Origin of the sequence: Kordiimonas marina, from assembly GCF_023006325.1 — a bacterium.
Lineage (GTDB): Bacteria > Pseudomonadota > Alphaproteobacteria > Sphingomonadales > Kordiimonadaceae > Kordiimonas > Kordiimonas marina.
The window spans coordinates 306,667-320,024 of sequence record NZ_JAINDF010000004.1 but is presented as its reverse complement, the minus strand read 5'-3'; the positions used below and the strand labels follow the sequence as shown (position 1 = coordinate 320,024).

15 protein-coding genes are annotated in these 13,358 nt (G+C 60.6%); 13 read left to right on the top strand and 2 right to left on the bottom strand.

All coding sequences use genetic code 11. The features are described 5' to 3' along the window. Nucleotides 1-15: 15 nt before the first annotated feature. A complete protein-coding gene (locus tag K6118_RS10905; protein ID WP_247120381.1) occupies nt 16-507 on the bottom strand; it encodes an outer membrane beta-barrel protein in 492 nt (163 codons plus the stop codon). A gap of 253 nt (nt 508-760) precedes the next feature. Between K6118_RS10905 and K6118_RS10900 the strand changes: the two genes are divergently transcribed. The 3 genes from K6118_RS10900 (at nt 761) to K6118_RS10890 (ending at nt 4,507) form a co-directional block, all read left to right on the top strand. Further along, nucleotides 761-2,578 carry an ATP-binding cassette domain-containing protein gene (locus K6118_RS10900; protein ID WP_247120380.1) on the top strand — a complete coding sequence of 606 codons (1,818 nt, stop codon included), beginning with the start codon at nt 761-763 and terminating at the stop codon, nt 2,576-2,578. Between the two features lie 88 nt (nt 2,579-2,666). After that, entirely contained in the window at nt 2,667-3,977 is a 1,311-nt protein-coding gene (locus K6118_RS10895) for a hypothetical protein (RefSeq protein WP_247120379.1), read from the top strand. A 248-nt stretch (nt 3,978-4,225) separates the two neighbouring features. After that, nucleotides 4,226-4,507 (top strand): TMEM165/GDT1 family protein, encoded by a 282-nt coding sequence (locus K6118_RS10890; RefSeq protein WP_247120378.1) that lies wholly within the window; start codon nt 4,226-4,228, stop codon nt 4,505-4,507. A 4-nt stretch (nt 4,508-4,511) separates the two neighbouring features. On the opposite strand, the gene K6118_RS10885 is transcribed toward K6118_RS10890, so the two are convergent. Next, a complete protein-coding gene (locus K6118_RS10885; protein ID WP_247120377.1) occupies nt 4,512-4,940 on the bottom strand; it encodes a GFA family protein in 429 nt (142 codons plus the stop codon). Between the two features lie 197 nt (nt 4,941-5,137). On the opposite strand from K6118_RS10885, the gene K6118_RS10880 reads away from it, so the two are divergent. The 10 genes from K6118_RS10880 (at nt 5,138) to K6118_RS10830 (ending at nt 13,288) form a co-directional block, all read left to right on the top strand. After that, nucleotides 5,138-5,893 (top strand): YebC/PmpR family DNA-binding transcriptional regulator, encoded by a 756-nt coding sequence (locus K6118_RS10880; RefSeq protein ID WP_247120376.1) that lies wholly within the window; start codon nt 5,138-5,140, stop codon nt 5,891-5,893. 91 nt (nt 5,894-5,984) lie between these two features. Next, on the top strand, nt 5,985-6,482 hold the full coding sequence (gene ruvC, locus K6118_RS10875) for a crossover junction endodeoxyribonuclease RuvC (protein ID WP_247120375.1): 498 nt from the start codon (nt 5,985-5,987) through the stop codon (nt 6,480-6,482). A 13-nt stretch (nt 6,483-6,495) separates the two neighbouring features. Continuing rightward, nucleotides 6,496-7,131: a Holliday junction branch migration protein RuvA gene (gene ruvA, locus K6118_RS10870; protein WP_247120374.1), complete on the top strand. Its 636-nt coding sequence runs from the start codon at nt 6,496-6,498 to the stop codon at nt 7,129-7,131. Continuing rightward, entirely contained in the window at nt 7,128-8,177 is a 1,050-nt protein-coding gene (gene ruvB / locus K6118_RS10865; RefSeq protein WP_247120373.1) for a Holliday junction branch migration DNA helicase RuvB, read from the top strand. The genes ruvA and ruvB overlap by 4 nt, the downstream gene beginning before the upstream one ends. Beyond that, on the top strand, nt 8,174-8,656 hold the full coding sequence (locus tag K6118_RS10855; protein ID WP_343269942.1) for a thioesterase family protein: 483 nt from the start codon (nt 8,174-8,176) through the stop codon (nt 8,654-8,656). The genes ruvB and K6118_RS10855 overlap by 4 nt, the downstream gene beginning before the upstream one ends. A gap of 19 nt (nt 8,657-8,675) precedes the next feature. Further along, nucleotides 8,676-9,401 (top strand): protein TolQ, encoded by a 726-nt coding sequence (gene tolQ / locus K6118_RS10850; protein WP_247120372.1) that lies wholly within the window; start codon nt 8,676-8,678, stop codon nt 9,399-9,401. A 2-nt stretch (nt 9,402-9,403) separates the two neighbouring features. Beyond that, nucleotides 9,404-9,850 carry a protein TolR gene (tolR, locus tag K6118_RS10845; protein WP_247120371.1) on the top strand — a complete coding sequence of 149 codons (447 nt, stop codon included), beginning with the start codon at nt 9,404-9,406 and terminating at the stop codon, nt 9,848-9,850. A gap of 50 nt (nt 9,851-9,900) precedes the next feature. Then, nucleotides 9,901-10,755, top strand: a complete 855-nt coding sequence (locus K6118_RS10840) for a hypothetical protein (RefSeq protein ID WP_247120370.1) — start codon at nt 9,901-9,903, stop codon at nt 10,753-10,755. Nucleotides 10,756-10,777: 22 nt separating this feature from the next. Further along, nucleotides 10,778-12,148, top strand: coding sequence for a Tol-Pal system beta propeller repeat protein TolB (tolB, locus tag K6118_RS10835; RefSeq protein WP_247120369.1), 1,371 nt, complete (start codon nt 10,778-10,780; stop codon nt 12,146-12,148). 24 nt (nt 12,149-12,172) lie between these two features. Beyond that, nucleotides 12,173-13,288 (top strand): NAD(P)/FAD-dependent oxidoreductase, encoded by a 1,116-nt coding sequence (locus K6118_RS10830; protein WP_247120368.1) that lies wholly within the window; start codon nt 12,173-12,175, stop codon nt 13,286-13,288. Nucleotides 13,289-13,358 lie beyond the last annotated feature (70 nt).

The following is a 13,358-nucleotide window of genomic DNA, read 5'->3' as shown; positions in this document are numbered from 1 at the left end:
CCTGAAAGCTAAGGATTAGAAGCGGTAAGCCACACCCAGCGTCGTGGTGACGGAAGAGGTGTCATACATGTTGGCTTTCACGCGGAACGACCAGTTGCTGCCAATGGCGCGCTCGTAGCCGAGGATCGTGCTGAGGCCGTCACCGGTGGCGGAGAAACCAAAGGCGGATGCCTTGACTTTGACATAGCCTGCGCCGACAAAAATCATGTCGCGCTTCTCTGCGCCGAAGGCATAGCCGACCGTGCCATTGACGGTCCAGATATTGTCGAGATAGTCGATGTCGGCCGACCCGAACGTGCCTTCAACGCCCAGGACGAGGTCGTTGTCGAGCTGCTTACGCGCGCCCAGAACGCCTGCATAATAGAGGTCGTTATAGTCGCTATCGTTCACCAGACCGGCTTCCGCACCGAGGTAAAAACCGGTGAAGGGGTGTGCGTCGTCTGCTTGTGCCGCACCGGCAAATGCCAGGGTAGCGGCGGCCATCGCTGCCAGCGAAATTGCTTTCATGATAAGTACCTTTATTTTTTACATTAAACCGGGAAAGTCCGGGGCGGCTTAGATAGCGGCTCACGGCGTAAGTGCAATTCAACGAAAGTGTAATTTCAGCCTAAAGCTGTTTATTGTTGCATTTTTGTGACGCCCATAGGGGCTGTAAGACACGGCTTGAACCGGGGCCCCTCTCACGGCTATAAGGCAGGCCTGAATATGGCTCCGGGCTTAGCCTTGGCGCTTAAGAGTTTTCCTTCTGAATGGATGCATCATGGCCGCACCGATCCTGAGCCTGCGTGATATCGACCTCCACTGGGGGGCTGATCCGGTGCTCGACCATCTGGAGCTTCATATCGGCGACAATGACCGCCTGTGCCTGATTGGCCGCAACGGTGCCGGTAAGTCGACGCTTCTCAAGGTCATCGCGGGACTGATTGAGCCCGAAGGCGGCGAACGCTGGGTCCAGCCCGGCACCCGCGTGGCCTACCTGCCGCAGGAACCGGACGCCAGCGGCTACGCCAGCCTCTATGACTATATCGTTGGCGGCCTGCCCGTGGATGAGCAGGACCAGACCTACCGCGCCGACGTGCTGGTCGAGGACCTGGATATCAACGCCGATGCCACGCCGGACAGCGCCTCGGGCGGGGAACTCCGCCGTGCGGCACTCGCGCGCACGCTGATCGGTGAGCCGGAGCTGCTGCTGCTGGATGAGCCGACCAACCACCTGGATATCAACATCATCCAGTGGCTGGAGGACTATCTCAAGACCTGGCGCGGCGCGATGGTGATGATCAGCCACGACCGTACCTTCCTGAATAACCTCGCCACCGCCTGCCTGTGGCTCGACCGCGGCAAGATCCGCCGTCTTGAGGACGGCTTCCAGTCGTTCGAAGCCTGGCAGGACAAGGTCGTCGCCGAAGAAGCCGAGGCGATGAAAAAGCTCGACAAGGTGATCAAGGAAGAAACCCGCTGGTCGGTCGAAGGCATCAGCGCGCGCCGGACCCGGAACCAGGGCCGCCTCAGGCGCCTTTATGCCCTCCGGGATGAACGCCGCAACGCGGTCAAGGCCACGGGGCAGGTGTCTATCACGCTCGCGGGCGCGGACAAGTCCGGCAAGACGGTGATTGAGGCCAAGAATATCAGCAAGGCCTATGACGGCCGCACGCTGTTTGAGGATTTCTCCATCCGCATCAACCGCGGCGACCGGATCGGTATCATCGGTCCGAACGGTGCGGGCAAATCGACGCTCCTGAAGGTACTGATTGGCGATCTGGAGCCGGACAGCGGCACCGTCAAGATCGGCACCAAGCTGGAGACCGTGATCATCGACCAGAAGCGCGCGGCGCTCAAGGATGACATGACGGTCAAGGATGCGCTGACCGGCGGACGCGGCAACTATGTCCATATCGGGGATGAGGCCCGGCATTTCGCCACCTATATGAAGGAATTCCTGTTCAAGCCGGAAAACGCGAATACGCCGGTTTCGGCGCTTTCGGGTGGGGAACGGAACCGGCTCTTGATCGCGTCCAACTTCGCCAAGCCCTCGAACCTGATGGTGCTCGATGAGCCGACCAACGACCTGGACATGGACACGCTCGACCTCCTTGAGGAAGTGCTGGCGGACTATAAGGGCACCATTATTCTCGTCTCTCACGACCGGGATTTTCTCGACCGGGTCGTGACCTCGTCTATCGTGATGGAAGGTGACGGCACTGCGGTCGAATATGCCGGGGGCTATTCGGATTATAAGGCCCAGAAGGCACTGTCCGCCGCGCCGGAAAAGCTGGAGGCCAAAGAGAAAACGCCCAAGGAAAAACTGGTGTCCATCGACGCCGCGCCGAAGAAGAAAGCCAGCAAGCTGTCCTACAAGGACCAGCGGGAGCTGGACGGCCTTCCGGCGGAGATCGAGGCCCTGAATACCAAGATTGCCCAGATGGAAGCCGAAATTTCGGACCCCGCGCTTTACACAAAGAACCCGGACCGCTTCGCCGCGCTCACGAAAGAGATCGGCGCCGCGCGAGACCATCTGGACGAACGCGAAATGCGTTGGCTCGAACTTGAAGAACTCAAGGACCAGCTTTCGGGCTAGGCAATATACCTGGCTCATTATCAAGATTGAAAGCTTGCTTCCTCCAGTTGTGTCGCTAAGTTTGGGGCAAGTCTTCTTGGGGGTAGGTATGACTGTACGACGACTTCTGGCTTTGGCGGCAATGGTGATTGCCGTTGGCTCATCTTCTGTACAAGCCGAAAATGCATGTAAGGTCTCGGATGTTTTGCCGAAGCTGCAGGCTTTGGCCCTAAACCGCATTCCGGCTGAGGAGCGTTCATTTGGTACGATGAAATCCCTGCGTCTTTGGGATCAGGCAGAAGTGGCTGCTCAAAAATATGATGAGGCCATCAAGACGAAATATGGGGCGCATCCGGATACGTCTATTGCGAACATGCTGTTGGACTGGAATGCGTTGGAGCGTTTCCATCTGATGCGTGGTTTCTATGAGGGAAAGCGGAGTCTTGCCGACGTGGAGGCTTACCTAGCGAAAAGTCAGGACGACTGGCGCAGGATGGTTGATGTTCTAGATTATGTTGATCTGCCGGATGAGGCATTGACAGGCATTGCTCAAGTCTTGGTGACCAAAGTAGTCCCCAGTATGCGCGGGTTCAACATGGGCGGGGCTATTGCAGCCCAAGGACCAAAATTTTTGCGGCTGGTTGAAGACACGCCAGCATACAAGGCAGAACCAATATTTGCCAAAATTGGTGAGGTCGGCTTGCTTGCTCAACGAGGGGACCTTTCTACTGCTACACGTGTTCTGAGAAAGATGATTGAAGAAGCGCGTCAGAAAGCACCCTCCTTGCCGGAAAGCATTCACTACGATTTGTCATATAATGCGATGGCGATTGGCGATGGACAGGCCCTTAAAATGCTCGCCAATATCCGTTCAGAACCGGAACCACCTGACCCAAATCTGGAAGGTGAAGACCTTGGGCCCGCCAGATATGATATGGCGGACGACTGGAAGAATCGAACATCTTTCTCGGCTTCAGAGCTTACCGCCATGCAGTGGGACCGCCGTCGCTTGATTGGGCTGATGCTGACCTTCGAGCAGTTGCAGGTTGGGACTATGAAAGCGCGCAAGGCTTTGGCGACCAAACTACTCCCGGTACCCGAGCAAAGTGAAAATATCGGGCGTCTCTATGCCTATATTGGTGACGAGCCTGGCTTTTTCGATCTGATTGCGAAGGAGCCGCCCGAGGAACAGGCCAAGGCCATTCTCGCATATATAACTTTCCTGAGGGGTAGGGGGCTTTCGCCTTCAGAAAATGCATGGAAGCAGCTGATCGGCCAGATTGGCGCTCTGCAATATCAGACCTATGAACCAAAGCAGATAACGAAAGATGGCGGTGTACGCTACCAGATGGGCCCGAATGCCTTTGAGGGCGATTTGGTTGATGCTGCCGACCTCGTTTTGGCCATGTGCCATAAATAGCTTCTGCCCCTTGCCCTTCTCCGTGCTTTGGACTAATAGTTTCCGCCTCCGTAGGGGAGTAGCCGCCTTCGACCATCAGAAGGCCCCGTATCAACAGACTTGGTTCAGCCCGCAAAGGGGTGCCATGGTGCGGGGAGGCCGGTTTCCGGTTTGGCGAGACCTATGGCGAGCGCGTGCCGGTTTACGTGAGGGAGCTGGCGGTTCGTGCCGCCATTAGGTATGCCCGGCTCCCTCCTGTGAGACTTTTCATGCAGGCTTTCTTTGCGATTTTCGTGACCGTGTTTCTGGCCGAACTGGGGGACAAGACCCAGCTTGCCACTGTGCTTTTTGCCTCGGACGGCAAGATGCCGGCCTATGCCGTGTTCATCGCGGCGGCGGCGGCGCTTGTCGCGTCAACGGCGCTGGCGGTTGTCGTCGGCACGCTGGCCGAACGCTACATGACCATGGTGCCCCTGAAGCTTATTGCCGGGCTCGGCTTCATTGTGATCGGCGCCTATACGGTTTGGGATCATTTCAAGGACGTGGCCTGAGGGCTCACCACTCATTCCTGATGGCGGCGACTGGGGTCCATACCGTGTCCCAGCGGCTAAGTTTTTCGTCCTTACTGAGCACCTTGGGTGAGGCCGGGACGCTGGCGGGCAGGGTGGCGTGGTCATCAAGCGCGCGGGCGTTTACCGCGCCCTTGGGCTTGCCACCGATCTCGCTGGTTACGGCGCTCACGCCGCCGCAGTTCTGGCAGATCCAGAAATGGGCGCTTTCGGAGCCCTGCTTGAACAGGCTGAGGGCGGCTTCATTCTGCACCTCGATGGTCAGCGCGCCTTCAGGGTCGGACAGCCACTCGGCGCCGTGCAGGGTGCAGAAGTCGCAGTCACAGGCGCGCGGGGTCAGGGCATCCGCCGTTTTGCCGCTTTCGAAGCGGATGGTGATGTTGCCGCAATAACAGCCGCCGGTGTGGTTGGTCATGTCCGTCTCCGTCAAGTCAGTCTCGCCCCTGCGAATTTGCCACAGGGGCGGGTCAATAAACAGGGGGCGGGCGCTATAATTTTTCTGTTCAAGGCCGGGAAATCTGCTAAACAGGGGCCAACCGCTGCCCGGCGGCTTTTTTGCGGCTGGGGGCATTACCGAAAATCAGTCTGAAGGATAAGCTGCAGAGGGTAACCATGGCAGGCCATTCCAAATTTAAAAACATTATGTACCGCAAGGGCGCCCAAGATAAAAAGCGCTCGAAAATCTTCTCCAAGCTGAGCCGCGAGATCACGGTTGCCGCCAAGATGGGCGGTGAGGAGATCGACAGCAACCCGCGCCTGCGCCTGGCCGTTGCGACCGCGCGTGCCCAGTCGATGCCGAAAGACAATATCGAACGCGCGATTGCGAAAGCATCGGGCGGCGACGCCGAAAACTATGATGAAATGCGCTATGAGGGCTATGCCTCGGGCGGCGTTGGCATCATCGTTGAGGCGCTGACCGATAACCGCAACCGGACCGCGTCCGACGTGCGGACCATCTTCGGCAAGGCCGGTGGCAACATGGGCGAAAGCGGCTCTGTCGGTTTCATGTTCGACCGGGTTGGTGAAATCAGCTATCCGGCGGATGTCGCCGATGCCGAGGCCATGTTCGAAGCTGCGCTCGAAGCTGGCGCCGAGGAAGTTGAATCGGATGAGGACGGCCACGCCATCTATACCGATGCCGCCGACCTGCATGCCGTTGCGACTGCGCTCACCGAAGCGTTCGGTGGCAAGGAACCGGAAAGCGCCAAGCTGATCTGGAAGCCCAAGGAGCCGATCGTGCTCGACAAGGAAGGGGCTGAGAAGGTCATGCGCCTTATCGAAGCGCTTGAGGACAATGACGATGTCCAGACCGTGTTCGGCAACTATGATATTCCGGATGACGTGCTCGCCGAGCTCGACGCCGAATAACAACAGATAATGTTGGGGCCTGCCAAGGTTTTCGCAGGGCGGAATCCGGGTGGGCCCCGTCTTTATTCAGGGAGCGAGGCAAAGAGGGCATATGCGGCTATTGGGGCTTGATCCGGGATTGCAGCGCACGGGCTGGGGCATTGTCGAGGCCGAAGGGACCCGCCTGCGCCATGTCGCCAACGGTACTGTCACCTCCTCACCCAAGAAATCCCTCGCCGAACGCCTCGTCGAACTCTATGACGGCCTCAGTGCCATCCTCCAGGAATGGCAGCCGCAGTCCTGCGCGGTTGAGGAAACCTTCGTCAACAAGAACCCCACCTCCACGCTGAAGCTCGGCCAGGCGCGCGGCATTTCGATGCTGGTGCCGGCGATCCACGGCCTTAATGTTGCCGAATATACCCCGAACCATGTCAAGAAATCGGTGGTCGGTGTCGGCCATGCCGACAAGAACCAGGTCGATGCCATGGTGCGGGTGCTTTTGCCGGGCGTGAAAATAAATGGCCCCGATGCAGCAGATGCGCTTGCGGTTGCCATCTGCCATGCGCATCATGTGGCAACCATGAAGAATATCGGGGGCCAAATGTTATGAGGGAACGGACGTTTTGATTGCGAAGCTCAAGGGTCTGGTGGATGCGGTCGGCGACGACTGGGCGATCATTGATGTCGGCGGGGTCGGCTATCTTGTTCATGCGTCTTCGCGCACGCTCGGCGGCTTGCCGTCCGTAGGGCAAGCCATTGGTTTGCATATAGAAACCGTGGTCCGTGAGGACGCGATCACCCTGTATGGCTTCGGCGATGTAGCGGAGCGGAACATGTTCCGCTTGCTCACCAGCGTGCAGGGCGTTGGCGCCAAGGTAGCGCTCGCTATCCTTTCCGTCCTCAATCCCAATGACTTGCAGAACGCCATCGCGGCCCAGGACAAGACAGCCGTCGCCCGCGCGAACGGTGTCGGGCCCAAGCTCGCCACCCGGATCGTCACCGAACTGAAGGACAAGGTCACCGGCCTTGTGTTCCAGCCGAAGGGTGTTGCCGGTGCGGCAGTCGCGGGCGGGCAAACTGTTGCGGCTGCAACAGCGGATGAAACCGTGGTCGCCGATGCCGTCTCCGCGCTCGTCAACCTCGGCTACCGGCCCGCGGACGCCCACGGTGCCGTCGCCCGCGCCTACCAGGAGCTGGGGGAGGGCGCGACCGTCGCCACCCTCGTGCCCGCCGCCCTCAGGGAGCTCAGTAGCGTATGAGCGATGCGGAAGAAAACCGGCTCGTAAGTGGACAGGAAGGCCTGAGCGATACGCTCGACGCGGGTCTCCGCCCGCAAAGCCTGGGCGAATTCATCGGCCAGCAGCAGGCGCGGGAAAACCTTAGCGTCTTCATCGAAGCTGCCCGTGCGCGCGGTGAAGCGATGGACCATGTGCTGTTTTTCGGCCCGCCGGGCCTCGGGAAAACCACGCTGGCGCAGATTGTTGCGCGGGAGCTCGGGGTGAATTTCCGAGCGACCTCCGGTCCGGTGATCTCGAAGGCTGGGGATCTGGCCGCGCTTCTGACCAACCTGCAGGAACGCGATGTCCTGTTCATCGATGAAATCCACCGGCTCAATCCGGCGGTGGAGGAAATTCTCTATCCGGCGATGGAGGATTTCCAGCTCGACCTGATTATCGGCGAAGGCCCGGCCGCGCGCTCGGTCCGCATCGACCTGCCGCAGTTCACGCTGGTGGGCGCCACCACGCGTTCAGGGCTTATCACCAAGCCGCTCAGGGATCGTTTCGGTATCCCAACGAGACTGGATTTCTATAACACCGAGGAACTGACTGAGGTGGTGCGCAGGGGTGCACGGCTGCTGGACCTCGCCATGACCGAGAAGGGCGCCCGTGAAGTGGCGGCGCGTTCGCGCGGGACCCCGCGTATCGCCGGGCGGCTCCTGCGCCGGGTGCGGGATTTCGCGCTGGTGGCTGAACGTACCGAGGTTGATGAAGTGGCGGCGGATGCCGCGCTGAACCGGCTTCAGGTCGATAACCTCGGCCTCGACACCATGGACCGGCGCTATCTCAAATGCATCGGCGAAACCTATATGGGCGGCCCGGTCGGGATCGAGACGCTGGCGGCCGCGCTTTCCGAACCGCGTGACGCCATTGAGGACATCATCGAGCCGTATCTCATGCAGGTCGGCCTGGTGCAGCGCACGCCGCGCGGCCGCATCCTGTCGCCCGACGGCTGGAAACATCTTGGCCTCACGCCGCCGCCAAGCCGCGAGGCGGGCCAGCTCGATATGCTTGGAGGATCGAAATGACCGCACAGGTCGCAACCGGCGCCTGGAAGGACGGCGTTTTTCACTTCCCGATCCGGGTCTATTATGAGGACACGGACGTCGGCGGCATGGTCTATCACGGCCGTTATGTCAGCTATTTCGAGCGCGTGCGCACCGAAAGCATCCGCGATACCGCGGCGGACGTGAACGCGCTCTTTGACCTCAGTGAAGAAGAGGGTGGGCCGCTGACCTATGTGGTCTCGAACCTCAACATCAGTTTCCGCCAGCAAGCAAAGATCGGCGATGTGCTGATGGGCCACAGCATGGTGAAGCGCGTTCGCGCCGCTGCCATAGAAGCGAAACAATGGATCACTAGGGATGGTGTGATGGTGGCCGAAGCCGATGTGCTGGTTGCCGTCATCGGGCCGGACGGCCGTCCGCGCCGCTGGCCCGCCGCCGCGCGCGACGCCTGGACCACATGGATGAAAGAGGCCGAGGCGGCAGCCGCCCGCGGCGCATAGAGGGTATGAGGAGAGTATAATGATCGGTCAAGCCGTGGAAGCTGTGCAGCTGGGGGGCAATGCGCCCGATTATTCGATCGTCGGCATGTTCATGTCCGCCGACATCATCGTGCAGGGCGTGATGGTGCTTCTCCTGGTCGCAAGCCTGTGGGGCTGGTCGATCATCTTCAATACCTGGAGCCGGGTGAAGACAGCCAAGTCCGCGGCGAACGAATTTGAGGACACTTTCTGGTCCGGGGCCAGCCTTGATGAGCTTTATAACCGCATCAAGGGCGCGCCCAACCATCCGATCGCGGCGGTGTTCGTCGCTGCGATGCGCGAATGGCAGCGCTCCTTGAGCGGCAAGAATGGCGGCGGGCTTGATAAGGTCACGGTGCAGGACCGGATTTACAAGGTCATGCATGTCACCACCGGCCGCGAGATGGACCGGCTTGAAGGCCAGGTCGGCTACCTCGCCACCATCGGTTCGGCATCGCCCTTTGTGGGCCTTTTCGGTACCGTCTGGGGCGTGATGAACAGCTTTACCTCGATCGCACAGGCCTCCAACACGTCGCTCGCCACCGTGGCGCCGGGGATCGCCGAGGCGCTTCTTGCCACCGCGTTCGGGCTTGTCGCCGCCATCCCGGCGGTGATCGGATATAACAAGCTGTCCACCGATCTGGGCCGCTACGCCAGCCGGGTCGAAGGCTTCGCGGACGAGTTCGCGGCCATCCTGTCCCGCCAGCTTGACGAGCGGGGGCACTAGGGATGGGCGCGTCAGTCACAAGCGGTGGCAAGGTAGAAGGCGCGCGCCGCAGGCGCGGGCGCTACAAGCCGCTGGCCGAAATCAACGTCACGCCGTTTGTCGATGTGATGCTGGTGCTTCTGGTTATCTTCATGGTGGCGGCGCCTTTGCTGACAGCCGGTGTGCAGGTGAACCTGCCGAAGGCGGCGGCCAAGCCCCTGCCGCAGGATAACAAGCCGCTTGAAATCACCATCGACCAAAAAGGTGCCATATTCCTTGTGAACACTGAGGTGAAGCTGGAACAGCTGGTTCCCCGGCTGAAGGCAATCGCGGGCGAAAGCAAGGACACGCGTATTTATGTGCGTGGTGACAGCCGGTTGGATTACGGCCGGGTCATGCAGGTGATCGGCACCATCAACGCCGCCGGGTTCACCAAGGTGGCCCTGATCGCCGAAAACAAAAACAAGTAGCCCGCCAAAGTGAGGGTATCCGTGAGGTCGAGAGGTTCTGAGGTCGTCTGGTGAAGGGAGAACGCATAGGCTGGGTCTTGTCTGCGGTGCTGCATGTTGGTGTGGCGACCGTTGCGCTTGTCGGGCTGCCATCGCTCCACCATGAGCGGCCGGCCCCGCCGCCGCCCATTGACATCGACTTCGTCAAGATTGCGGACAAAACGACGGCGGCGGCCCCGAAGGCTGAGAAGCAGCAGGAGCAGCAGGCCCCGCAGCATTCGGTGGCCGCAGCTGAGCCGGTGCCGGAAACCGCGACGGAAGCGATGCCGCTGCCGAAGCCCGCGCCCAAGGTGAAGGATATTCCAAAGCCGACGCCGAAGCCCAAGGTTTCGGAGCGCGAGAAACTGAGGAACAGCGTGCGGGTCCACGCCAAGCCCAAGCCACCGAGCCGGTTGAAGCTCAAGAATATCTCCTCGGTGATCGACCGCGCGCTCAAGGAAGAGCAGATCGCCACCAAGGAAGGCAAGAAGCAGGAAGAAAAGCAGGTCGCGAAGAAGAAGGAAGAGGCCAAGCCTGATCCGTTCGCCGGCATCCGTGGCCGGATCGCCGCAGCATCGCTTCGGGATGCGCTGAGCCAGAAGTTGGCGAAATGCTGGACCTTCCCGCGCGGCGCCAAGGGCGTGGAGGATATGCAGGTGACGGTACGAATTTACCTGCGGCCGGACGGTACGCTGGCGCGGATACCGGAATTTGTCGGCGTCGGGGACTTGAACGACCCCAGCCGGGGCTTCTATCGTACCTTCGCTGAAAGCGCACGCCGGGCCGTGCAGCTGTGCGAACCCTATAAGGAAGCGATGCAATATCTGCCCAAGGGCACAGGCTATATCGATTTTAATTTCTCCGGCGCTGAATTTGCCGGTGACTGACCAAAAGCGGGGATGAGTAACCATGGTTACGCGGATTAAACACACTATCGTTGCCACGATGACAGCCCTTCTGGCGGTGTTCGTATTTGCGAGCGCGGCACAGGCCCAGCTCAAGGTGGACGTCACCCGCGGCACCATCGACCCGGTGCCGATCGCCATCCCGGACTTTGCCCCGGTGAAGGATATCGAAACGCCTGCGGGTAAACTGTCTGACATCGGCGCGAGCATCTCGCAGGTGATTACTTCGAACCTCGTTTCCACCGGGCTTTTCCGGGCGGTTGACCCGGCGGCCTTCATCGAGAAGGTGACGGCTGCGCCCACGCGCCCGAACTTTGCCGCCTGGCGACCGCTTGCCGCGCAAGCGCTGGTGACAGGCCGCCTGGAACTGCTGCCCAGTGGCAGCCTGCGGGTTGAATTCCGCCTGTGGGATGTGGTTGCCGAGGTGCAGATGGAGGGTGTGGGGTACACGACCCCGGTGCCCAACTGGCGCCGCATCGCCCATGTGATATCCGACCGTATCTATAGCCGCCTTACCGGTGAAGAAGGCTATTTCGACACGCGCATCGTCTATATCGCTGAAACCGGGGACCCGCTCCACCGCATCAAACGACTGGCGGTGATGGACCAGGACGGCGCCAACCAGCAGTTCCTGACCGACGGCAGCTATCTGGTGCTGACGCCGCGTTTCTCGCCCAACCGGCAGGAAATTACGTTCCTGAGCTATTTCAAGAACAAGCCGCGGGTTTACCTGTTCAATATCCTCTCGAACCGGTTTGAGGTGCTGGGGGACTTCCCGAACATGACCTTCGCGCCCAGGTTCTCACCGGACGGCAACAAGGTGATCATGAGCTTGGCTGAAAACGGCAACTCGGACATTTACGTGATGGACCTGCCGACCCGGAAGGTGACGCGCCTGACCAACGATCCGGGCATTGATACCTCGCCGTCCTATTCGCCGGACGGCAAGCATATCGTCTTCAACTCGGACCGCGGCGGCAGCCAGCAGCTTTATGTGATGGATGCCGACGGCTCGAACGTGCACCGCATCAGCTTCGGTCGTGGGCGCTATGCTACGCCGGTCTGGTCGCCGCGGGGTGACCTGATCGCCTTCACCAAGATCGGCGAACGCAAGTTCCGGATCGGTGTCATGCGGCCGGATGGCAAGGGCGAACGCCTGCTCACCAACGCCTATCAGGACGAAGGCCCGACATGGTCGCCGAACGGCCGTGTGTTGATGTTCTTCCGCACCACCAAATATGACAACAAGGGCGGTGGGGGTCATCCGCGCCTGTGGTCGGTGGACCTGACCGGTTATAACGAACGCCAGGTACCGACCCCGTATGACGCGTCCGACCCTGCTTGGTCGCCGCCCTTGCCGGTCACAAAGAAATAAGCTGCGGTCAAGGCTGCCGGTCCGATGGATAGGATTGATACACTCATCATTGGTGCCGGGGTCGTCGGCCTCGCCATCGCCCGGGCGTGTGCCCTTAAGGGCCATGATGTCGCGATCCTGGAGGCCGAGGGCCGGATCGGCAGTATGACCTCGTCACGCAATAGCGAGGTGATCCACGCGGGTCTTTATTATCCCAAAGGCAGCCTGAAGGCGCGGCTGTGCGTGCGCGGACGGAACCAGCTTTATGCCTATGCCGCCGAAAAGGCCATTCCGCATAAGTTCCTCGGCAAGCTGATTGTCGCGCGCAACGATGCGGAAAGGGCGATGCTGGACCATATCCTGACGGCAGCACATGATGCCGGCGTGTATGACCTGGAGCGGCTTTCAGCAGAAGACCTCAACCGGCGGGAAGGGGCGCTGGCCGGTATCGCCGGACTTTTTTCGCCGTCGACCGGCATCATCGATGTTCATGCCTATATGGATGCGCTGCTGATGGACGCTGAGGCGCACGGCGCCATGCTGGCGCTCAAGAACCGGGTGACGGCGATCACGCCAGATGATGGCGGCTTCACGGTCGGCGTCATGGGCGAAGACGGCCCGTATGAGATCGGGGCCCGGCGGGTGGTCAACGCCGCCGGCCTGTCGGCCTGGGATGTGGCGCAGACGATTGCCGGCCTCAGGGACGGGGCGGTCCCGCCGCGCTTTTACGCCAAGGGCTGCTATTTCCGACTGACCGGCCCATCGCCCTTCTCCCACCTTATCTACCCTGTTCCGGTGCCGGGCGGGCTTGGCATTCACCTGACGCTCGATATGGAAGGCGGCGCGCGGTTCGGCCCCAATGTGGTTTGGACCGATACGGTCGACTATTCGGTCGACCCAAGCCAGGAAGCCGCGTTCCGGGATGCGATCGAGGGTTATTACCCCGGCATCAGGGACCGGTCGCTCACCCCGGATTTCGCCGGGGTAAGGCCCAAGATCGCGGGGCCGGGCAGGCCGGGGGCGGATTTCATGATCCAGACCGAGAAGGTGCATGGGCTGCCGGGGCTTATCCAGCTTTTCGGCATTGAATCGCCGGGGCTCACGTCCTCGCTTGCGCTGGCGGATTATGTGGTCGCGCAGCTTTCCGCCCCTGCGACCTGACAGCGCACCTTACTGGTTCCACAAGAAAATGCCGTGCGGCATGGTGGCTTTTCGCGTACCCTCCCGGGGT

Bases quoted from the DNA above. Each gene is read 5' to 3' on its own strand.
- K6118_RS10895 (WP_247120379.1), top strand. From the start codon at position 2,667: ATGACTGTACGACGACTTCTGGCTTTGGCGGCAATGGTGATTGCCGTT.
- K6118_RS10885 (WP_247120377.1), bottom strand. From the start codon at position 4,940: ATGACCAACCACACCGGCGGCTGTTATTGCGGCAACATCACCATCCGC.
- K6118_RS10880 (WP_247120376.1), top strand. From the start codon at position 5,138: ATGGCAGGCCATTCCAAATTTAAAAACATTATGTACCGCAAGGGCGCC.
- K6118_RS10890 (WP_247120378.1), top strand. From the start codon at position 4,226: ATGCAGGCTTTCTTTGCGATTTTCGTGACCGTGTTTCTGGCCGAACTG.
- K6118_RS10855 (WP_343269942.1), top strand. From the start codon at position 8,174: ATGACCGCACAGGTCGCAACCGGCGCCTGGAAGGACGGCGTTTTTCAC.
- tolR (WP_247120371.1), top strand. From the start codon at position 9,404: ATGGGCGCGTCAGTCACAAGCGGTGGCAAGGTAGAAGGCGCGCGCCGC.
- tolQ (WP_247120372.1), top strand. From the start codon at position 8,676: ATGATCGGTCAAGCCGTGGAAGCTGTGCAGCTGGGGGGCAATGCGCCC.
- ruvB (WP_247120373.1), top strand. From the start codon at position 7,128: ATGAGCGATGCGGAAGAAAACCGGCTCGTAAGTGGACAGGAAGGCCTG.
- ruvC (WP_247120375.1), top strand. From the start codon at position 5,985: ATGCGGCTATTGGGGCTTGATCCGGGATTGCAGCGCACGGGCTGGGGC.
- K6118_RS10905 (WP_247120381.1), bottom strand. From the start codon at position 507: ATGAAAGCAATTTCGCTGGCAGCGATGGCCGCCGCTACCCTGGCATTT.
- K6118_RS10900 (WP_247120380.1), top strand. From the start codon at position 761: ATGGCCGCACCGATCCTGAGCCTGCGTGATATCGACCTCCACTGGGGG.
- K6118_RS10830 (WP_247120368.1), top strand. From the start codon at position 12,173: ATGGATAGGATTGATACACTCATCATTGGTGCCGGGGTCGTCGGCCTC.
- tolB (WP_247120369.1), top strand. From the start codon at position 10,778: ATGGTTACGCGGATTAAACACACTATCGTTGCCACGATGACAGCCCTT.